The organism is Flavobacterium sp. FlaQc-28 (assembly GCF_044007415.1).
Lineage (GTDB): Bacteria > Bacteroidota > Bacteroidia > Flavobacteriales > Flavobacteriaceae > Flavobacterium.
Genome location: NZ_JBIPCM010000013.1, coordinates 1 through 21,163, shown reverse-complemented (window position 1 = coordinate 21,163; position 21,163 = coordinate 1). Strand labels below are relative to the sequence as shown.

Annotated in this window: 18 protein-coding genes; 2 read left to right on the top strand and 16 right to left on the bottom strand. The window is 32.2% G+C overall.

Annotation, left to right across the window (positions count from 1 at the left end; genetic code table 11):
- Positions 1–2: 2 nt before the first annotated feature.
- The 11 genes from ACHRVL_RS22575 to ACHRVL_RS22525 all read right to left on the bottom strand — a co-directional run bounded on the left by ACHRVL_RS22575 (position 3) and on the right by ACHRVL_RS22525 (position 11,205).
- Positions 3–1,589 (bottom strand): sensor histidine kinase KdpD, encoded by a 1,587-nt coding sequence (locus ACHRVL_RS22575; protein ID WP_089055961.1) that lies wholly within the window; start codon positions 1,587–1,589, stop codon positions 3–5.
- 59 nt (positions 1,590–1,648) lie between these two features.
- On the bottom strand, positions 1,649–2,245 hold the full coding sequence (coaE, locus tag ACHRVL_RS22570) for a dephospho-CoA kinase (RefSeq protein ID WP_395415527.1): 597 nt from the start codon (positions 2,243–2,245) through the stop codon (positions 1,649–1,651).
- Positions 2,246–2,248: 3 nt separating this feature from the next.
- Entirely contained in the window at positions 2,249–3,247 is a 999-nt protein-coding gene (locus tag ACHRVL_RS22565; RefSeq protein WP_395415526.1) for a glycosyltransferase, read from the bottom strand.
- Between the two features lie 121 nt (positions 3,248–3,368).
- On the bottom strand, positions 3,369–4,559 hold the full coding sequence (fabV, locus tag ACHRVL_RS22560; RefSeq protein WP_089055958.1) for an enoyl-ACP reductase FabV: 1,191 nt from the start codon (positions 4,557–4,559) through the stop codon (positions 3,369–3,371).
- A gap of 104 nt (positions 4,560–4,663) precedes the next feature.
- Positions 4,664–6,316, bottom strand: a complete 1,653-nt coding sequence (gene recN, locus ACHRVL_RS22555; RefSeq protein WP_395415525.1) for a DNA repair protein RecN — start codon at positions 6,314–6,316, stop codon at positions 4,664–4,666.
- A 51-nt stretch (positions 6,317–6,367) separates the two neighbouring features.
- The gene (locus tag ACHRVL_RS22550; RefSeq protein WP_395415524.1) at positions 6,368–7,252 is read right to left on the bottom strand and encodes a DUF4835 family protein; all 885 of its coding nucleotides are present in this window, start codon (positions 7,250–7,252) and stop codon (positions 6,368–6,370) included.
- A 67-nt stretch (positions 7,253–7,319) separates the two neighbouring features.
- Positions 7,320–8,531: a bifunctional phosphopantothenoylcysteine decarboxylase/phosphopantothenate--cysteine ligase CoaBC gene (gene coaBC, locus ACHRVL_RS22545; protein WP_395415523.1), complete on the bottom strand. Its 1,212-nt coding sequence runs from the start codon at positions 8,529–8,531 to the stop codon at positions 7,320–7,322.
- A gap of 9 nt (positions 8,532–8,540) precedes the next feature.
- Positions 8,541–8,858 carry a DNA-directed RNA polymerase subunit omega gene (locus tag ACHRVL_RS22540; RefSeq protein WP_008463064.1) on the bottom strand — a complete coding sequence of 106 codons (318 nt, stop codon included), beginning with the start codon at positions 8,856–8,858 and terminating at the stop codon, positions 8,541–8,543.
- Positions 8,859–8,866: 8 nt separating this feature from the next.
- Entirely contained in the window at positions 8,867–9,661 is a 795-nt protein-coding gene (locus ACHRVL_RS22535) for an outer membrane protein assembly factor BamD (protein WP_089055954.1), read from the bottom strand.
- 139 nt (positions 9,662–9,800) lie between these two features.
- Complete coding sequence (gene dapA, locus ACHRVL_RS22530) at positions 9,801–10,679, bottom strand: 4-hydroxy-tetrahydrodipicolinate synthase (RefSeq protein ID WP_395415522.1); 879 nt, start codon at positions 10,677–10,679, stop codon at positions 9,801–9,803.
- Between the two features lie 13 nt (positions 10,680–10,692).
- Entirely contained in the window at positions 10,693–11,205 is a 513-nt protein-coding gene (locus ACHRVL_RS22525) for a DUF6913 domain-containing protein (protein WP_395415521.1), read from the bottom strand.
- A 47-nt stretch (positions 11,206–11,252) separates the two neighbouring features.
- Here ACHRVL_RS22525 and ACHRVL_RS22520 point away from each other — a divergent pair, with 47 nt between their 5' ends.
- Positions 11,253–12,032 carry a 5'-nucleotidase C-terminal domain-containing protein gene (locus ACHRVL_RS22520; RefSeq protein WP_395415520.1) on the top strand — a complete coding sequence of 260 codons (780 nt, stop codon included), beginning with the start codon at positions 11,253–11,255 and terminating at the stop codon, positions 12,030–12,032.
- Positions 12,033–12,175: 143 nt separating this feature from the next.
- Positions 12,176–13,087, top strand: coding sequence for a bifunctional metallophosphatase/5'-nucleotidase (locus ACHRVL_RS22515; protein WP_395415519.1), 912 nt, complete (start codon positions 12,176–12,178; stop codon positions 13,085–13,087).
- On the opposite strand, the gene ACHRVL_RS22510 is transcribed toward ACHRVL_RS22515, so the two are convergent.
- The 5 genes from ACHRVL_RS22510 to ACHRVL_RS22490 all read right to left on the bottom strand — a co-directional run.
- Entirely contained in the window at positions 13,073–13,768 is a 696-nt protein-coding gene (locus tag ACHRVL_RS22510; RefSeq protein ID WP_395415518.1) for a hypothetical protein, read from the bottom strand. The two genes, ACHRVL_RS22515 and ACHRVL_RS22510, sit on opposite strands and share 15 nt — an antisense overlap.
- Positions 13,755–15,761 carry an NAD-dependent DNA ligase LigA gene (gene ligA, locus ACHRVL_RS22505; protein ID WP_395415516.1) on the bottom strand — a complete coding sequence of 669 codons (2,007 nt, stop codon included), beginning with the start codon at positions 15,759–15,761 and terminating at the stop codon, positions 13,755–13,757. The genes ACHRVL_RS22510 and ligA overlap by 14 nt, the downstream gene beginning before the upstream one ends.
- A gap of 246 nt (positions 15,762–16,007) precedes the next feature.
- A complete protein-coding gene (locus ACHRVL_RS22500; protein WP_395415514.1) occupies positions 16,008–17,942 on the bottom strand; it encodes an OmpA family protein in 1,935 nt (644 codons plus the stop codon).
- A 12-nt stretch (positions 17,943–17,954) separates the two neighbouring features.
- Complete coding sequence (locus ACHRVL_RS22495) at positions 17,955–18,887, bottom strand: type IX secretion system membrane protein PorP/SprF (RefSeq protein WP_395415512.1); 933 nt, start codon at positions 18,885–18,887, stop codon at positions 17,955–17,957.
- 46 nt (positions 18,888–18,933) lie between these two features.
- Positions 18,934–21,163, bottom strand: a 2,230-nt coding sequence (locus ACHRVL_RS22490; protein WP_395415511.1) for a gliding motility-associated C-terminal domain-containing protein, incomplete at its 5' end; no start/stop codon positions are given.

Sequence of the window (21,163 nt, the reverse complement as noted above, 5' to 3'; positions counted from 1 at the left end):
TTTTAATTTATTAATGGTATTTTTATTATAAAGGTGCTACCTTTTCCTTTTTCACTTTCAACATATACTTGACCATTGTGGTCTTCTACAATTCTTTTTACATAAGCTAGACCTAAACCATGTCCTTTTACGTTATGCAAATCTCCTGTATGTTCTCTGTAAAATTTCTCAAAAACCCTTTTCTGAGCAATTTTACTCATACCTAATCCGTTGTCTTTTACTTTTATCAGAATCATGTCTTTAACATTCTCTGTAAAAATTTCAATTTCAGGAATATCTGGCGAGTATTTTATTGCATTTTCTAAAATATTAACCAATACGTTTGTAAAATGTACTTCATTTATCAAACAAGTGGTTCTGGCCGCATTATAATGTCTTACAACAGTCCCTTTTCTATCTTCTAAAATTAAATTTACGTGCTCAATTGCATCGTCAATTATCTCAGTAATTACAGTTGGCTCTTTTGTAATATCTAATTCTCGTTTTTCAAGTTTAGAAATTCGCAATACATTCTCAACCTGTGCATGCATTCTCTTATTCTCATCCCGAATCATTTGAAGATAACGATAAACCTTTTCTTTATCTTCAATAATTTTTGGATTCCGAATTGCATCCAGTGCTAAATTTATGGTTGCAATTGGAGTTTTAAACTCATGCGTCATATTATTTATAAAATCAGTTTTGATTTCAGAAATATGTTTTTGACGCAACAACTGATTTAATGCACTTGTGTATGCTATTATAATAATCAATGTAAAAACGATCGATAAAATCGTAATGCTTAACAATTCAGATAACAAAAATTTCTTTTTATGTGGAAATGTAACTGATAACTGATACTTACTATTTCCTTCGTTATCTGTAAAAATTGGAATACTATACGTTGCCTCTTTGTCGTAATGAAATCCATCCGACTTTATTTTAGTTGGAACGCCGCTGCTGTAAACTCCAAATTCAAATTTGGTTTTAACGCCGTATTCTTCTAATTCTTTCCTTAAGAGTTTATAGAGTTTATCTTTTGTAATTCTGCCATCAATTGGGGTTAATGACGCAATATCTTTATATTGAATTTGCTGTTGAACTTTATTAAGAATATCTAAACTACCTGATTTTTCAATCTTTAGATCAGGTATTAAACTCTGTCCTAAATTATTATTATCAATACCGTTATTATTGTTATAAACTTCAGTTACTCTTTTTGTGCTAAAATTTTTAAATCGTTCACTGCTGAATTTTTTATTAAAAAGCGAACCGCTAATATCATAATCTTCAGAAGTTAATGTATTTGAGTAAATAATAGTTTTATTCGTCTTTGCATTTCTCTGAACATAAAAAACCTGCAATAAATCTTCTTTTTTTGGAATTTTTCCGGTACTATCTTTAATGCGATTATATTTATCGTAAAAACTGTACTCTTCTTGCTGTTCAAGTTTATCGGCAACATTCCCGATTACTTGTGTAACGTGGTATTTAAACTGTTCTTCGTTATTTTTAAACGAAGAATTGAACCAAAATACCTGTACTAGAATTATCCCTATTAAGGACAAGCTCATCAATAAAACAAGTATTCTAAAAAATAATTTATTCATCGAAACAAAATTAATATTTTAACAATATACTAAATAATACATTAACCAAATATTAACATTTAAGACTGATTTTGTTTTATATTTAAAATTTTAAGAATTTTAACAACTTCTTCGTTAGCAATTTTAAGATTACTGTTATTAATAACAAAATTGCTCAAAGAAATTCGTTTTTCATCATTCCACTGCATTTCCATTCGGCTTAAAACCTGTTCTCTGGTAGTATTGTCGCGCTTTATTACTCTTTCAATACGTACTTCTATTGGAGCTGTTACAGTAACAATATAATCACACTCTTTATATCTTCCGCTTTCAAATAAAATAGCAGCTTCATAAACCACATATTGATCGTTTTTATGCTGCTGGAGCCAATTTTCAAAATCCTTTTTTACAGCTGGATGCACAATAGCATTTAGCTGAGCGAGCTTATCTGCATTATTAAATACGATTTCAGCAAGTTTTGCTCTATTTAAAATATTGTTTTCAAAAAGAGTTTCGCCAAAAACACTTTTTATTTGATCGATAATTTCAATCGACTGCATTACTTTTTTGGCTTCATCATCGGCTATATAAACCGGCACACCTTTTTCTTTAAAAAAATTGGCAATTGTAGTTTTACCGCTTCCAATTCCGCCTGTTAAACCAATGACTTTAACCATGAATTATACTTTAAAAAACATACGAGGAAAAGCTTCTTGTGGTTTTCTCTTTAATAAACCAACTTTTATGAAAGACTCTAAAAAACCTCTTCCGTAACCATAAAACTGTTTCCAAACTGCAATTACAGATAGATACCCAATTTTAATGCTTTTATTCTGAATAGTTGCTGTAAGAAAAATTATAACGAAATATACAAAATATAATTGTAATAAAATATCAATATTGAATATTAATAGTAAAAAAGCTAATAATAGACCTAATATAAATAAGGTAGGAAACCAGAAAGTCAACTTTTTATGCTCTGGATACCAGCTATTTAATATTGGACGGGCTTTTCCGAATTTATTAACTTGTATCGAGAATTTCTCCCAATCGATCCTGCGTTTATGATATACATAAGCGTCAGGAAATAATCTGGTTTCAAATCCTAAGTTCCATAAACGAATGGATAAATCTGGATCTTCTCCCGGATGTATATTACCAAAACCTTTTGACGCTTCGAATGCTTTTTTCGAAATTCCCATATTAAAACTTCGAGGCTGAAACTTATTAATTTTTTCAGAACCGCCACGAATTCCGCCTGTTGTCAGGAAAGATGTCATAGCAAAATTGATCGCTTTTTGTATGTCTGAAAAACTGTCTAATGCTTTATCTGGACCGCCAAAACAATCTACATAATCCTCATTTAAAGCTTTACGAACTTCGTTTAGGTAATTTGGAGGAATAATACAATCTGAATCAAATATGATAAAATAATCTCCTCTAGCCTTTTGCATTCCAAAATTTCTAGAATCACCCGGCCCGGAATTTTCTTTAAAATAGTATGAAATATTTAATTTTCCTTGATAAGTCATTACAACATCTTTACAAGGAATTGTCGACCCGTCTTCAACAAGGACAATCTCAAAAGCTTCATTATAATCAGATTTTGAAAGACTTTCTAAAAGCTCATCTACTTCATCTGGACGATTATACACAGGTATAACTAAAGAAAAAATCATAATGGGAATGCGGTATTAAATTGTATATTTTAAACTTTAAAAATTTTAACAAAGATAGGCTATATTAACAAAAAAACCATCAACTTTTGGTTGATGGTTTTTTACTTATGTTAATTTTTATTTATTTGATACTTTCAATATTAACTATCTCATTTGCTTCAGCTTTGTAGTCAACTCCAGCAAATTCAAATCCAAATAAATTTAAGAAATCATTTCTATAACCTGCTAAGTCTCCAATAGCTGGTAATGTTTCTGTCGTAGCTTCTTTCCAAAGTTCAGCAACTTTTGCCTGAACATCTTCACGCATTTCCCAATCGTCAATTCTAATTCTTCCTTTTTCATCTGTTGGAACTTCAGAACCAGAATATAATCTATCTTGAAATAAACGTTGAATCTGCTCGATACAACCTTCATGAATACCTTCTTCTTTCATAATTTTATACAAAAGAGAAATATACAACGGAATAACTGGAATTGCAGAACTTGCTTGTGTAACTAATGCTTTGTTTACAGAAACATAAGCTTTTCCTCCTATAGATTTTAAACTGTCTGTAATTGTAAATGCAGTCGCTTCTAAATGGTCTTTTGCACGACCAATTGTACCTTTACGATAAACAGCTTCTGTAAGTTCAGGCCCAATATAAGAATAAGCGATTGTTGTAGCGCCGTCTGCCAATAAATTTTCATTTTTTAAAGCATCCATCCACATAGCCCAGTCTTCACCACCCATAACTGCAACTGTATTTTCAATATCTTCCTCGTTTGCAGGAGCGATTGAAACTTCGGTTACATTTCCTGTATGAAAATCAACTGTTTTATTTGTAAAAGTTTGTCCGATAGGCTTAAGAACTGAACGGTGCAAAACTCCTGTATTAGGATTTGTACGCACTGGTGAAGCTAAACTGTAAATTACAAGATCTACTTGTCCTAAATCAGCTTTAATTAAATCTAATGTTTCTCTTTTTATTTCGTTTGAAAAAGCATCTCCGTTGATACTTTTTGCATATAAACCTGCTTTATGAGCTTCTGTTTCAAATGCAGCAGAATTATACCAACCTGGAGAAGCTGTTTTTCCTTCAACCGGTGGTTTTTCAAAAAACACTCCAATTGTCGCAGCATCAGATCCAAAAGCACTTGTAATTCTTGAAGCTAATCCAAAACCTGTTGAAGCACCAATAACCAGTACTTTTTTTGCACCAGCGATTGCGCCTTTTGATTTGATATATTCTATTTGATTTTTAACATTTTGTTCGGCTCCCTTTGGGTGGGCTGTCAAACAAATAAATCCTCTCATTCTAGGCTCTATAATCATACTTTTTTTATTTATTCGTAAATAAGCTTCTCATTAAAATCACAAATGATAAACTGATTTCGTTTGTTTAATACGTTTTTAGATGGCAAATATAAATTATTTCTTTAGTTCAACAAGGCTTTAGCATGATTTAAAGCTGAATCTGAAACCACTGCTCCAGATAACATCTGCGCAATCTCTATAACTCTTTCGTCCTGAGACAAAAGCTTTAATTCTGACTGCGTTGCATCATCAATTATTGATTTAAAAACTTTAAAGTGCGAATCGCCTTTTGCAGCAATTTGAGGTAAATGCGTAATGGCAAAAATTTGCATTTTTAAACTCATTTCTTTCATAATCTCACCCATTCTAATAGCTATTTCCCCAGAAACCCCTGTATCAATTTCATCAAAAATTAAAGTCGGCAATTTTGAATATTGTGCTAATATTGCTTTCACAGCAAGCATAATACGAGACATCTCTCCTCCTGATGCTACTTTTTTCAGCAATCCGAAATCAGTTCCTTTATTGGCTGCAAACAAAAACTGCAATTCATCTTTTCCATTCTGAAAATAAGTTTCTGATGGAATCAATTCAATTTTAAAGCGAACATTAGGCATCCCTAATGTATCTAAAATAGTTATTAACTGACTGGATAAGACTGGAATTGCATCAATTCTATTTTTATGAATTACAGCCGCAAGTTCATTCAATTCGGCTGCTTTTTGTTCTATTGCTTTTGAAAGAGATTCTATTTCTTCTTCAATATTATCCAATTCAAGCAATGTCTTTCCTAAATCTGCCTGAATTTGAAGTAATTCTTCTACAGAAGCCACGTGGTGCTTTTTCTGTAAATTAAAAATTAACTGCAATTTTTGACTTATTGCTTCTAATTGCTCTGGATCGTTTACTAATTTTTCAACGGCATTTTGTAACTCTTTAGAAATATCATCAAATTCGATAGATAAACTTGTTATTCTTTCAAACAAATTTTGATATTCGGTCGAAAAAGGTGCTATTTTTTGAAGTGCTGTTTTAATTTCATTCAAATTATGAAAAACTCCAAATTGCTCTTCGTTTGCAATTACAAGTGATTTATCAATTGATTCTTTAATAATTTCAACATTATTAAGTTTTTCAAAATCAGATTCTAATTCTGCCTGTTCACCAGATTTTAATTTAGCCGAAACCAATTCATTCAGCAAAAAAGTATTATACTCCTGCTCTTTTCCTGAATCGCTTTGTTTTTTAAGCAAGGCATTAAGTTTTGATTTGTCTGATTTATAAACTTTTAATAAATTTTGATATGTTGAAATTGTATCTCCGTTATTCGCAATTGCATCAATAATTTTAAATTGAACACTTTCCTCTGATAATTCCTGAGTTTGCTGCTGCGAATGAATATCTATTAAAAATAAACTCAAATCTTGCAGTTCCTGCAGGTTCACAGGACTGTCATTTATAAAGGCGCGAGATTTTCCAGAAGGTAAAATTTCACGACGAATTATGGTTTCATCTTCGTAATCTAAATCGTTTGTCTCAAAAAACTCTTTTAGATTGTATTTTGAAATTTCAAACTGAGCCTCTATGACACATTTTTCTTCTTTATTTTTTAACGACGTAAGATCTGCTCTTTTCCCTAAAACCAAACCAATTGCACCTAATATTATAGACTTACCAGCTCCTGTTTCTCCTGTAATTATAGAAAATCCTTTTGAAAAATCAATCGAAAGCTTTTCAATAAGGGCATAATTTTTAATTGACAGTGAAGTTATCATAGGGGAAATTTATAAATATTTAAGCTAATGAAAAAATAAGAAATAAAGCTATTAAAACTTTATTTGAGACCATTTTGAAGAATTTAATGGCGAAACTTTATTTAAAACATCTGTTAAATCAGAAATTGGAATACTTGGACCTCCAGAAAAAATAGAAACAATTTCATCTGATTTTGCATCAAAAAATATTCTAGTTAAAAAAGCATTTGGCTTAACTGTATTTAACCTTCCAATAATTAAAATTGCATTTTTTACTTTCTCTTTTGAAGTTTTCAAATCAAGACTCATTCCATCTAAACCCGTGTGATATGCATAAGTTACCTGACGCAAATCACTAAACATCGGAGAAACCATATCATTAATTAAATAATAACGGTTTTGAAGTCCATCAGACTGATTCCATCCTTTAAATCCTCCTTGCTGCGCAACGTTTGCAATATTTTGAGCGGTTTCAAGATATTGATTTCCTGCTCCCATTTGAAACGTATCTGCATCCATTCCTAAAATTAAATAACTGTAAAATGATATTACTGAAACTAAGTTAGATTCATAAACAGATGGATTAAACAATAAAGGTTCGTATTCTGTGTATTTAAAGTTGAAATCTTTATCATTATAATTCAGAACTGGCGAAGAATAGGTTGAATTAAAAATCAATCGAGAAGACTGTACTTGTATTGTTCCAGTAAATTGATCTGAGCTGTTAGATGAAAGTGTAATATACATTGAACAGTTAATTCGCTCATTCTGTTTTAAAACAGAACCTGTCCAATCTGTTTTGTTTACAAATTCAGATAAAGCCGTTTGAAGTGTTTTAAAAACCTGCTGATTAGGATTTGGCAGTCTTTCAGTATTAATAGTTACTGTACAGTTTAGTTGTTGTGCTTGTGCGAAGCCAAAAATCAAAAACGCTAAAAGAGTAACTATTTTATTCATATAAAAAATATTAACTGCTATAAACAGCAATCTCAAACTTACTTTAAGATGCTGTATTAAATCCTAACTATTTAGAGAAAAACGAAACTACTTTCTTTAAAATATCGATTGCTACAAATTCCTTAGATTTTAATTCCATTGGCTCGATCTTAAAATTTTTATCAATAAAAGTAACTTTATTGGTTTCTTTTTTAAATCCAGCTCCTTCATCTTGTAAGGAATTTAAAACAATCAAATCTAAGTTTTTTTTCTGAATTTTCAGCTTAGCATTTTCAATTTCATTTTCAGTTTCTAAAGCAAAGCCTATTAAAAACTGTTTTTGCTTAGCCGCTCCCAAAGATGACAAAATATCTTTTGTTTTTTCCAGCTCAATCGAAAATTCGTTTGAATTCTTCTTGATTTTCTGTAAAGCAACTTCCTTTGGTCTGTAATCTGCAACAGCCGCTGCTGCAATTACTACATCAGCGTTTTTAAAATGCAAATGACAGGCATCATACATATCTTGAGCAGACGTAACGTTTACAACTTCAATAGACTGGTTTTTAACTTTTAAATGTGTCGGCCCTGCAACTAAAACAACTTCGGCTCCAAGTTTTGAAGCTTCATTTGCAATATCAAACCCCATTTTTCCTGAGGAATGATTTCCTATAAAACGTACAGGATCTATCGCTTCGTATGTTGGTCCAGCGGTAACTAGTATTTTTTTTCCTCTCAAAGGCAATTTACTCTCTAAATCAGCCTCTAAAAAAGCGATAATATTTTCTGGTTCAGCCATACGTCCTTCACCAGACAAACCACTTGCAAGCTCACCATTTTCAGCAGGAATCATAATGTTTCCAAACTGTTTTAAAGAAGCAAAACTAGACAATGTTGATGGGTGTTTATACATATCTAAATCCATTGCCGGAGCAAAATAAACAGGACATTTAGCCGACAAATAGGCTGCGATTAAAAGATTATCGCAATTTCCATTTGCCATTTTCGACAATGTATTAGCAGTTGCTGGCGCTATCAACATTAAATCAGCCCAAAGCGCTAATTCTACATGATTGTTCCATACAGCATCTTCATTGTCCTGATTAAAGAAATTAGAATGTACAGGATTTTTTGATAAGGTAGATAATGTAAGCGGGGTTACAAAATCCTTAGAAGCAGGTGTCATTATCACTTGGACATGTGCACCTGCTTTTATAAAAAGTCGTACTAATGAGGCTGTTTTATACGCTGCAATTCCACCAGAAACTCCTAGTAAAATTTTCTTCCCGTTTAAAACTGACATTATACTATATTATTTATTTGAACTTCTATGGTAAGTTTTACCATCTAACCATTCTTGAACAGCTAGAGCGTGTGGTTTTGGCAATTTTTCGTAAAATTTAGAAACTTCAATTTGCTCTTTATTTTCAAAAACTTCTTCAAGACTGTCATTGTAAGTAGCAAACTCTTCTAATTTCTCAGTTAATTCTTTTTTAATTTCAGAATTAATTTGATTTGCTCTTTTAGCCATAATGGTAATTGCTTCATACACATTTCCTGTTGGCTCTTCAATAACTGTTTTATTGTAAGTTATTGTGTTAACAGGAGCATTCGTCTTTTTTAAATCCATGACTTTATTTATTTAGTAAATTTTTGTAAATCTGTTTCAACTCTGGCATTCATTTCTTCTGCCTTTTCTTTATACTTTGTATCGCTTTTAAACTTTATCAAGTTATTGTAAGCCACTTTTGCAACGTTTAAACGTTCTTCCATTTTTGATGGAATACTATTAATTGCTAATTGATATGCTGAATCGTATTTGTAAAACAAAGCATCTTCTTTAAATGGTGTTCCCGGGAAATCTGCAATAAAATTATCAAATGCAACTAGTGCTGATTTGTAATCTGAAATTGTATTATATCCTTTAGCATTCTCGTATGCTTTTTTCTCTAACTTTCCATTTAATATTTTCACAGCTTCATTTGCTTGAGCAAGATATTCTGAGTTTGGATAATTATCAATAAAGGCTTGTAATTTTTCTAATGCTTTTACTGTATCTGCTTGATCTAAACTGTAAACCGGCGCTAATTTTGAGTAACTGAAAGCACCTAAGAAAGCTGCTTCTTGTACTTTTTCACTTCGTGGATAACCTGATACAAAACTTTCGAATTGATATCCAGCTAAATAATATTGTTTTGTTTTATAGTAAGACTGTGAAAACATATAAAAAAGCTTTTCTGCTTGAGGTTTACCTCTATATGTAGGCGCTAATTGCTCAAAAAGACGAATTGCTTTTGAATATTTTCCAGCATCATACATTTTTGTCGCCATTTCAAATTTTGCTGCGACGTCTTCATTTTTTAACACTTTTTGGTATTCACTACAAGAACAAAAAAGGGCAACAATAATTAATAGAGATACTAGTTTTTTCATTTTCTTACTTTTATTATGATTCCTTAGACGTTATGCCAAAGCAAAATCACACCGAAGTTTCGGTGGCAAATTTAGTTATTAATTTAGCGAATGCAAAATATTTTTTTCGTATAATAAAATACCGATAATCTTAGAGTTACTAAATACTCGCTTTTACAAAATCATTTAATCTTTGAGCTAATGAATCATCAACCGTTACAAGGGGTAAACGCACTGTATTATCAGCAATACCAAGAGCTTGAAAGATTTGTTTAATTCCTGCTGGATTTCCCTGCTCAAAAATCATATCGATACAATCTGATAATAAATATTGTGTTTTAAACGCTTCACTTACTTTTTTATTCAATCCTAAACGAATCATTTCTGAAAATTCTTTAGGAAAACCTTGTCCAATTACTGAAATTACACCTGCTCCTCCTGCTAAAACAATCGGTAAAGCAATCATATCATCTCCTGAAATTACCAAGAAATCTTTTGGTGCATCTTTGATAATCTGCATCGCTTGAGCCATATCTCCGGCAGCTTCTTTTATAGCAACTACATTACTAAAATCATTTGCTAAACGAATTACAGTAGACGGCAGCATATTACTTGCTGTTCTACCTGGCACGTTATACAAAATTACCGGTATTGGAGATGCTTCGGCAATTGCTTTAAAATGCTGGTAAATCCCTTCTTGAGTTGGCTTATTATAATATGGTGAAACAGAAAGTATAGCTTCAAAAGCTGAAAAATCTCTTGTTTTTAATTCTTCTACAATCTGCAGAGTATTGTTTCCTCCTACTCCAAGAACTAGAGGCAGTCTTCCTTTATTAACATCAATAACGGTGTTTATAACTAACTCTTTCTCTTCTTGTGTTAAGGTAGCATTTTCTGCTGTTGTTCCCATAACCACAAGATATTCAACCCCTCCATCTATCGAAAAATTAACGATACGCTGCAAGGCTTCGATATCAATTGAAAAGTCTTTTTTAAATGGGGTTACAAGTGCAACACCAGTTCCTATTAATGATTGCATATTAATTTATAATTTATTTTATACTTTTTAAATACTTAAACAATTCCTTAATGAAAAGTTTATAATTCTCTATTTCGGTTTTAATCATCCAGCGGTTTAATCTATTGTCTACTGAAGCAAATCCTACTTTAAATTTAGCTTTTGAGCTATTGGTAATCATCATCAAAATTGCTTTTTCGATTTCGTAATAACTAATCAAAAGATCAAATTCTGTTTCGATAAATTCATTTAAAAATTTTTCTGTAATCTCACCTTTCCAACTGATATGATTTTTACCAAAAGTAGGGCATGAATAAGTTTCTTTTATCTTAAATTTATCTCTGTAAGCAACAATTTTTATGTTTTCAACAGCAATTCCATAAAGGGTTAATTCTTTTACTAACTCTTTAGAATACTGAAATTTACTTTCATCAACCAATAAACCAATTGTTTGCACATTGCTTGTAAAGACTTCGTTTTTGAGATTATTCAAGTTATTTTTTAATGATTTTTTTACAAAAAATTCCTTTATATAATTTAAAAACATAGTACTTTTACCAAATTACAAAATTAATTATTTAAGCCGCATTTAAAATGGTAAAACTAAAAAAGTATAACCGATTTTTAAAACTTTTTGTTATATTCTTAACACTATTTTCAATATTTTCCTGCAGTACTAAAAAATACAATCTAACAAAAATAGAAGGAAAACAAATTCCAGTTACCGAAAAAAGTGGACAAACACCAGAAATTGAGTCTTTTATAAAGCCTTATCGCGATCATATAAATAAAGACTTAGACAGTATTCTAGCTTATTGCCCTGAAACTCTTGACAAAAGTACTGGCAAATGGCAAACGAGCATAGGCTGCTTAATGGCTGATGTTTGTTTACAGAGAGGAAATCTTGTTTTTAAGGCTCGTGAAAAAAAAGATATTGATTTATGCTTTTTAAATCATGGCGGTATTCGCGCTATTTTGCCAAAGGGTGATGTTACTACGAGATCGGCTTTTGAAATTATGCCTTTTGAAAATAATCTTGTTGTTCTGGCTTTAAAAGGACAACAGATTTTAGAAATGACCGCTTATATTATTAAGGAGAAAAAACCTCATCCGTTATCTGGAATGACGTTTACGATTGCAAAGGACCAAACGGCTAAAAACATACTTATTCAAGGCAAACCTCTTGATCTCGACAAAGTTTATTATGTTGCTACTAATGATTATTTGGCTAATGGCGGAGACAGTATGATTTTTTTCCAGAAAAATGTTCAAAAATTTGATTTGAATTATAAGCTTCGAAATGTACTTATTGATTATTTCAAACAAGTTGACACTATTCCGGTACCTAAAAACATTAGAATTACTGAAGAGTAAAAAAGTTCGCTACGAATTACACAAATTCGCACGAATTTTAAAGTGCTAAAAAAACAATTTGTATTAATTCGTGAAATTAGCGGTCAAAAAATAGAATTACTGAAAAATAAAAACACGAGCGTTCCCGCAAAAATATATATACAATGAAAAGAAGAGAATTTATCGAAAAAACCGCTGCAAGTACTGCTTTATTAAGCTTAGGGTTATCATTAAGCAGTTTTGGAAATAACGATGTTAAACATTTAACGATTCTTCATACGAACGATGTTCATAGTCATATAGATCCTTTTCCAGCTGATGATCCTCGTAATCCAAACAAAGGCGGTGTATCTCGCAGGGCGGCACTTATTGAATCTATTCGTCAGGAAAACCCAAATGTTCTTTTATTAGATGCGGGCGATATTTTTCAAGGAACTCCTTATTTTAATTATTATGGTGGCGAACTTGAATTTAAGCTGATGAGTATGATGAAATATGATGCATCGACTATAGGAAACCATGATTTTGATAATGGTTTGGATGGTTTGTATGCGCAAATGCCTCATGCTTCTTTTGATTTTATTTGTTCTAATTATGATTTTAAAAATACGGTCATGAACGGGCTTGTAAAACCTTATAAGATTTTTAATAAAAATGGTATTAAGGTTGGTGTTTTTGGTCTTGGTATTGAAATGGCGGGTTTAATTGATAAACAACTTTATAAAGAAACTGTTTATAATGATCCTGTTGAAATTGCTCAGGATATGACTCAATTGTTGAAGAAAGAAGAAAAATGTGATTTAGTTGTATGTCTTTCTCATTTAGGGTATAAGTATAGAGATGATTCTGCTAAAATTTGCGATTTAAAATTAGCTGAACTTACTCAGGATATTGATTTAATAATTGGCGGTCATACGCATACTTTTCTTGACAAACCTACTGTTGTTAAAAACAAGGCGGGAGAAAATGTATTGGTAAATCAAGTTGGCTGCTACGGAATAAATTTAGGTCGAATTGATTTTTACTTTGATAAAGACAAAGCACACAGTAATCAAGCTAGATCAATTGTTGTATAATGCTTTTCTATTATTTTTTTCTTTTTCAAGGAAATATTCGACCATAAAATAGTAAGCCAGGATTTGTGTTACATCTCGAATTAGAACTAATACAATTGAATAGGAAAAGTATTCATTGAAAATATAGAATATATCTGAAAAAATGTAACTTATTGCCATGAGGGACATTAACAGCGCCAAAAATGTTCCTTTTGTTATGTAACTTACAAATGAAAAATAACTTACTAAACTAAGTACTATACCGTAAATGGTATAGACTGCATTAAATCTTTTCATTTTATCAAATTGCAGACTCAGGACTGAAATTAAAAGATATACAATAAATATTACTACGATAGATATTGGCAGAATGTCCTTTTTTTTCAGTATTATTTTTTCGTGCTCGAAAATGAAAAGTTTCATGATTAACAGGTATACAATCAAGAAACTTATCACTCCTCCTATTTCAGAAATTTCGATGTCCATAAGATCGAAAACTTGTCCTATAAAACAAAATAGAAAAATAAATCCTTCGGTTTTTCTAATCTTGAAATCGTTGCTTATCAAAAAATAAATAAAAATTGCAGGAAGCACGATTGCTTTAGCATAGATTGCTAAAAAATCCTGCCCTGTCCAATCAAAAATGACTGTAAACAGCAGTGCTGAAAAAAATAAAATCAACGATGGTTTATTCGCTTTCATTCAATTTGTTTATAAAATCTTCCTCTGATAATATTGGAATATTCAGCTTGTTTGCTTTTTCTAATTTAGCTGGTCCCATATTATCTCCTGCTACTACAAAATCGGTTTTTGCAGAAATAGAACTTCCTACTTTCCCGCCGTTATCTTCTATTGTTTTCTTTAACTCATCTCTAGAAAATGTGGTAAAGACTCCAGAAACAACAAAAGTTTTTCCTATAAATTTCTCAGTAGCATTTGGGTTGATTTTCTCAATTATTTCAAATTGAACTCCATAACTTTTTAAACGTTCAATGATGCGTTTGTTTTCTTCATTCTCAAAAAACTCTATAACACTTTTAGCAATTCTTTCTCCTATTTCATCTACTAAAATTAGATCCATTAGCGAGGCTTGGCTAAGTGCTTCAATGTTTTTATAATGTTTGGCTAGTTTTTTTGCAACGGTTTCCCCGACAAAACGAATTCCCAGAGCAAATAAAACACTCTCAAATGGAATTTCTTTTGATTTTTGAACTCCTTTAACCAAATTTTCAGCAGATTTTTGCGCCATTCTTTCTAATGGAAGAATATCTTCTACTTTCAATTCATAAAGGTCTGCGTAATTATGTACTAAACCATTATTGAATAGCAGGGCAACCGTTTCGCCTCCCAATCCTTCAATATCCATTGCTTTTCTTGATATAAAGTGCTGAATACGTCCAATAATCTGCGGCGGACAGCCATAAAAATTAGGGCAGTAATGATTGGCTTCGCCTTCGTTTCTTACCAACTCAGTTTGACATTCAGGGCAATGTGTAATATAGTTTGTTTTTTCTGAATTTTCTGGGCGTTTATCTAAATCTACTGCTATAATTTTAGGGATAATTTCGCCTCCTTTTTCAACAAAAACGGTATCGTTTATTCTAATATCAAGTTTCTCAATCTGATCTGCATTATGCAACGAGGCTCTTTTTACGATGGTTCCTGCTAATTGCACAGGTTCTAAATTTGCAACTGGTGTGATAGCACCGGTACGCCCCACTTGATAAGATATTGATTTTAATTTTGTTGAAACTTGTTCTGATTTGAATTTGTATGCTATTGCCCAACGCGGTGATTTAGCAGTATATCCTAACTCTTCCTGCGAATGAATACTGTTTACTTTTATTACTACACCATCTGTTTCATAAGGTAATTCATGACGGTGTACATCCCAATAATCAATAAATTCAAACACTTCTTGCATGTTATTGACTAATTTGGCTTCTTTTGGTACTTTAAATCCCCAATTTCTTGCGGCTTCTAATCCTTCATATTGGGTTGTAAACGGAAGATCATTTCCTGTTACAAAATACAACAAACATTCTAACGGACGTTTTGCAACTTCGGCACTGTCTTGCAATTTTAAACTTCCTGAAGCTGTATTTCTTGGGTTTGAATACGGTGTTTCGCCAATCTCTATTAATTCTTGATTCATTTTTTCGAAACCTGCAAACGGGAGAATGATTTCTCCACGAATATCAAATTTTTCAGGATAATTTCCTTTTAACTGCAAAGGAACTGACTTGATTGTTTTAATATTATTGGTTACCTCATCTCCTTGAAAACCATCTCCACGGGTTAAAGCTTGAACTAATTTTCCGTTTTCATAAGTTATACTGATTGAAGCTCCGTCGTATTTTAATTCACAAGTATATTGTAAATCTACATTGCCCAAAACACGTTGAATACGGTTTTCCCAATCAATTAAATCTTCTTTTGAATAGGAATTATCAAGCGAGTACATTCTGTACTGATGCGCAATGGTTTTAAAATTCTTTGTTATGGTTCCCCCAACACGTTGTGTAGGCGAGTTTTCATCAAAATATTCAGGATATTTACTTTCTAAATCTTGTAATTCTTTTAATTTACGATCAAAATCATAATCTGAAATTGTGGCATTATCCAGCACATAATAGTTGTAATTGTGCTGATTTAGTTCGTTTCTTAAAGATTGAATGTTTTCTTGGATACTCATAAATAATAAAATGATGCTGATTTTGATCGAGAATAATTGAATATCAAAATTAGGATTATTTTTTGTTCAAAAAGCATAAGAATTGAAAGTTTTTAAAATCAAAAATCAAGCTGCAAAATCATGCAGCCTGATTTTCTTCTTGTCCATTATTCTTAAAAAAGAATTAAACAAAACCAACTTCCAAATGGTTTCTACGTTTTATATTTTAAATGCTTATTACCAAGTAATTAGATCGCAAATATAACGCTATTTTTGGATAATAATAAAGTCTGAACGTCTATTTAATAAATGCTCTTCTTCGGTACATTTTACGCCGTTTTTACATTTATTGATTAATCTGCTTTCGCCGTAACCAATGGCGCTTTCAATTCTTGAAGGATCAATGTCCTGTGAAATGATATAATCACGGGTCGATTTGGCTCTGTTGTCTGATAGTTTCATATTGTAAGCATCTTTTCCTCGTGAGTCTGTATGTGACTCAATTTTGATGCGAATATTTGGGAATTTTTTCATAATAAAAACTACTTTCGACAATTCTTCAATAGCTAAAGGAGTAATGTCGTATTTGTCGTAATCAAAATAAATTGGTTTTACATCTACTTTTTCAACTCCTTGTTTTTTAACTACTAAATCATCATAATTGCTAAGTTCGAAGTTGACATCTTTAATTTCTCCTTCGTTTTCATTGGTAGTTTCTACGGTTTTTTCATCACTGCTGTAATTTGGTTTTGCAGCAATCATTTTAATTACTTTTCCGCACGGAACTGTTAAAGCATATTTACCTTCGAAATTTGTTTTTGTTTCTCCCAACACTTCGCTGAATGAATTATATGCCATTACTACAACATCTGTCAAAGGAAGTTTAGACTTTCTATCAATTGCAACACCTGATATACTTTGATTGCAAATAGGTTTTCCTTTTATAAACGAGTAAATATCGTCGTCTCCTTTTCCTCCTGCTCGATTTGATGAAACGTAGCCAAAGCTTTCGGTTTTATCAATGATAAATGCAAAGTCATCTTTATTACTATTAATAGGAGCTCCGAGATTTCTCGGTATAGAAAAACTTCCGTCGTCTAATAATGTACTTTCATAAACATCTAAATCTCCCCATCCGTAATGTCCATCTGAAGAAAAATATAATGTTCCATTTCTAAAAAATGGAAAAAGATCATTACCAAGAGTGTTAATATTTGGTCCTAGATTTTTAGGTGAATTCATTGTGCCGTCGGCCGCAATTTTTACCACATATAAATCTGTTCCGCCAAACCCGCCCGGCATATCTGATGCAAAGAAAAGCAATTGACCGTCTTCGCTTAAAGAAGGATGCCCTACTGAGTAATCGTCGCTGTCAAAGAAAACTTTTTCAGAATTTTCTAGTTTATTATTAACTATTGAACCTTTAATAATCTGAAAGTTATTCGTTTTACTTTCGTCAATTACTAATTTCTTTTTCTTTACAATATTTGTCGAATAATAAATGGTTTTTCCACTGCTGTCAAATGTTGCTGTAGCTTCATGATACTTAGTCATTACATTTGGAAGAAATAATTCTGCATTAAGCAAATTTCCATCAGCCGCATTTCTTTCAGCAATATATAAATTTAGAAAGGGTTGATTGTTCCAGTTGTATAATTTTTGACTAAATTTTGTTGTATCTCTTGCAGATGTAAATACGATTTTATCTTGAAAAAAAGTAGCTCCAAAATCAGACTTATTGGTGTTTATATCCAAGTTTTTAATCTGATACAGTGATTTTGTTTTCGCTAAACTATCCATTTGTTTTTTCTGAGTCACATAGCGATTAATCTCTTTTTGATCTCCTTTTTTATTCAGATACTCTTTCGTAATTCTATCAGCATCATCATAATCCATAACTGCTTTCATTGTTTGGATGTATCGCAGATAATAAACATCTGTCATATTATTATCCTGAGCTTCATATAGTTTTTTATACCATTTAAGCGCATTTCGAGCATCGGATATAAAATAATACGAATCGGCTGCGTTCTTCAACGTTTGTGTCGACGGCTTTTTAATGTTTTGTAAACATTCCTCATAGGCTTTTGAAGCATCGAGATAAGAATAGTTTCTAAACAGTGCGTCGGCTTTTTTTAAATTAGTTTGAGCAAAACCAAATGTCAAACTCAATACTAAACCAAGGATATATAGTTTTTTCATAGGTTTTTAATTTTAGAAGAATCGAGGAGATTTAATTTTACTTTGACCTTTGTTGAATTGGTAACGCAAAATGATTTCATGAGTTCCATCGTTATATTTATTTAGCTGGCTAACTGTGTAATCAAAAGCATATCCTAAATAAAAACTCTTAGATATTTGAAAACCCGCTAAAATACTTACAGAATCATCTGTTCTATACGATGCACCGATTACAAATTTTTCGGCAATCATAAAATTTGCCGAAATATCAGCAGTAAGCGGTGCTCCGCTTACTGCTTTTACTAAAAATGCCGGCTTGAATTTTAAGTTTGGATTTAGGTCAAAAACATAACCTCCCATTAAATAATAATGTAAACGGTCATAATCAACAGATTCCTGAACATCATCGTAATAAGTGCTTTGAATAAAACTAGGAACTGATAAACCTACATACCATTTATCTGTATAGTAATACACTCCTGCTCCAACAGCCAATTTTGCCTGATTGTTAATGTTTTGATTGAGTAAAACATCGTTTGAGTCATAATATCTCCCTTTTGACCAGTCTATATTTAACATTCGTATACCTGCTTTTAATCCGAACGCTAATCTTTGTTCGTAGCCTAAAGGAATCGAATAAGAGAAGTTTCCATCTAGATACAATTCATCTGACGGGCCAATTTTATCATTTACAACACTTAATCCTAAACCAATCTTTTCGTTGCGAAGTGGTGTCTGAAGAGAAAATGACTGTGTTTCTGGTGCTCCAGGAATTCCAATCCATTGTGAACGATATAAAAGAGCTGCTTCTAAACTGCCGGTAGACCCAGCATAAGCTGGATTTACCGCCATTGTGTTGTACATATATTGTGTGTACTCTGGATCTTGCTGCGCAGTTGCACAAAATGTGATTAAAGAACATATTATTACAAAATACGTTTCTAATGATTTTATATATAGTTTCATAACGATACTTATTTAGTTTAATTAATTAGATGATTAATCAAAACGCTTATCTCATAATAGATAACCATCCTTTTTTAACCGTTCCATCTCCAATGGTAATCACATAAAAATAAGTACCTGTTGGCAGCATATCTCCTCTATTAATTACTCCCGACACATTGGCCGTTCCGTTCCAATCATTTTCGTAATGCTGTTTACTGTATACCAATGCTCCATATCTGTTATAAACTTTCAGCTCATTATTTGGATATGATTCGATACAATCAATTCTGAACAAATCATTTGCACCATCATTATTTGGCGTAAATTCATTATAAACAGTTAAACAAACTGGAGTAACTGAAACTGAAGCCGAATTATTTGAAGCATCAACATCTAATGGAGTTGAAATTTCTATTGTAGCCACATTCAAATAATTTCCACTTGGCAATACCTCAGCAACAATTGTAAGTGTAGCACTTTGACCAGAATTCAACGTTGGAATCGTCCAAAGCTGTGTCTTTGGGTCATAAACTCCTATTGTTGTACTTGAACTTACCAAATCATAACCGCTAGGCAGCAATTCGCTGACGATGGTATTTATAAAACTACCTTGTCCTACATTATTTACGGTCACTGTAAAGGTTACATGATCTCCAAAATTAGGTGTTGGATTGTCGACTGTGTTTGTAATTGTTATATCTGAACAAGTCGCTACTGTTACACTCAAAGTCTTCGTGGTAGTTTCATTACAAGTATTGGTATAAGTAACTTGAACTTTACCTGGTCCAATATCTGACCATGAAATTGTAACATCATCATCTGATGTTCCGCCTCCATTAATAACAGTTCCATTCGTTACAGACCAAACGTAATTTGATTTTCCATTTGCTATTGAATAAGTCACGCCTTGAAAAACACATGGCGTATCATCATTGGTTGTAATTGGAACTAAAGCATCATTTTCAAAACTAACTGTTACACCTAATCTTGAAGCTCCTCCACAACCATTTGTAAGATTAGCAAGTGCATCTGCATAATATGTGGTTGCAGTTAACAATGTACTTGCAGTTAACGGAACTCCTCCTGTTGGTGTTGAATACCAAACCACATCTGCTTCATTAACCTGAATATTAGCTAATGTTGGTGACGCTGCTAAACAGAATACTTGTGCTGTTCTTGGTGTTGTAATTCTTCCAGGCGTATTTACTGTTACTGTAACCGCTAATCTATTAGGATTCTCGCAGTTTGTACTACTTGCTATTACTCCATAATAAGTTCCTGTCGCTAAAGCTGTGGAAGCAGGAATAGCAGTACCTCCAGTTTGGGTGTTATACCAAATTACATTAACCTCATTAACCTGAATACTTGCAATTGTAGGCGAAGCAGTTGAACAGAAATCTTGTGTTGCATCTGCTGTAGTTGGCGTTGCACTCGGATTTGTTACTGTAACTGTAACTTTTAAGCGAGCTGCGCTTTTACATCCTGTTACTGCGTCTGTGATTTCTCCGTAATATATACCAGAAGTTAATGCAGTGGTTGCAGAAATTGCAGTTCCTCCAGAAGGAACGTTAAACCATGATACATTACTTTCATTTACGTTAATACTAGCAATGGTTGGTGCTGTTGTTGAACAAAACTCCTGCACTGCATTATTAGTTGTAGGTGTTACTGAATTACCAACAGTTACAGTTACTTTTAATCTATTACTGCTCTCACAACCTGTTACAACATCTTTTAATGCTGCAAAATAATCTCCATTTGCTAATAGTGCTGTTGAAGCAACCATTGTTCCTCCAGTCGCTGCGTTATACCAAACCACATTACTTTCATTAACTTGGATATTTGCTACTGTTGGATTATTTCCTGAACAGAAAACCTGTGTTCCAGAAGTTGTTGTTGGTGTAACTGGATCTGTAACACTAACCGCTACTGCCAACCTTACATTACTTTCACAAGTTGTTGTGGCATCTTTTAAGGCTGCATAGTAAGTTCTTGTTGTTAATGCTGTTGCTGCTGTTACTACATTTCCTCCTGTTAAAGCATCGTACCAAACAATATTTCCAGTTTCTGGACTTATATTAATACTTGCAATTGTTGGTGCATTTACCAAACAGAAATCTTGATCTGTATCTCCAATATTTGGTGTACCTGGATCGGTAACACTAACCGCTACTGCCAACCTTACATTACTTTCGCAAGTTGTTGTGGCATCTTTTAGAACAGCGTAATAAGTTCTTGTGGTCAACGCTGTTGATGCTGTTACCACATTTCCTCCTGTTGAGGCATCATACCAA

Coding starts and splice junctions, on each gene's coding strand:
- ACHRVL_RS22575 (WP_089055961.1), bottom strand. CDS start 1,589: ATGAATAAATTATTTTTTAGAATACTTGTTTTATTGATGAGCTTGTCC.
- ACHRVL_RS22550 (WP_395415524.1), bottom strand. CDS start 7,252: ATGAATAAAATAGTTACTCTTTTAGCGTTTTTGATTTTTGGCTTCGCA.
- ACHRVL_RS22510 (WP_395415518.1), bottom strand. CDS start 13,768: ATGAAAGCGAATAAACCATCGTTGATTTTATTTTTTTCAGCACTGCTG.
- coaE (WP_395415527.1), bottom strand. CDS start 2,245: ATGGTTAAAGTCATTGGTTTAACAGGCGGAATTGGAAGCGGTAAAACT.
- coaBC (WP_395415523.1), bottom strand. CDS start 8,531: ATGTCAGTTTTAAACGGGAAGAAAATTTTACTAGGAGTTTCTGGTGGA.
- ligA (WP_395415516.1), bottom strand. CDS start 15,761: ATGAGTATCCAAGAAAACATTCAATCTTTAAGAAACGAACTAAATCAG.
- ACHRVL_RS22525 (WP_395415521.1), bottom strand. CDS start 11,205: ATGTTTTTAAATTATATAAAGGAATTTTTTGTAAAAAAATCATTAAAA.
- ACHRVL_RS22565 (WP_395415526.1), bottom strand. CDS start 3,247: ATGATTTTTTCTTTAGTTATACCTGTGTATAATCGTCCAGATGAAGTA.
- fabV (WP_089055958.1), bottom strand. CDS start 4,559: ATGATTATAGAGCCTAGAATGAGAGGATTTATTTGTTTGACAGCCCAC.
- ACHRVL_RS22515 (WP_395415519.1), top strand. CDS start 12,176: ATGAAAAGAAGAGAATTTATCGAAAAAACCGCTGCAAGTACTGCTTTA.
- ACHRVL_RS22535 (WP_089055954.1), bottom strand. CDS start 9,661: ATGAAAAAACTAGTATCTCTATTAATTATTGTTGCCCTTTTTTGTTCT.
- ACHRVL_RS22500 (WP_395415514.1), bottom strand. CDS start 17,942: ATGAAAAAACTATATATCCTTGGTTTAGTATTGAGTTTGACATTTGGT.
- ACHRVL_RS22540 (WP_008463064.1), bottom strand. CDS start 8,858: ATGGATTTAAAAAAGACGAATGCTCCTGTTAACACAATAACTTACAAT.
- ACHRVL_RS22520 (WP_395415520.1), top strand. CDS start 11,253: ATGGTAAAACTAAAAAAGTATAACCGATTTTTAAAACTTTTTGTTATA.
- ACHRVL_RS22495 (WP_395415512.1), bottom strand. CDS start 18,887: ATGAAACTATATATAAAATCATTAGAAACGTATTTTGTAATAATATGT.
- dapA (WP_395415522.1), bottom strand. CDS start 10,679: ATGCAATCATTAATAGGAACTGGTGTTGCACTTGTAACCCCATTTAAA.
- recN (WP_395415525.1), bottom strand. CDS start 6,316: ATGATAACTTCACTGTCAATTAAAAATTATGCCCTTATTGAAAAGCTT.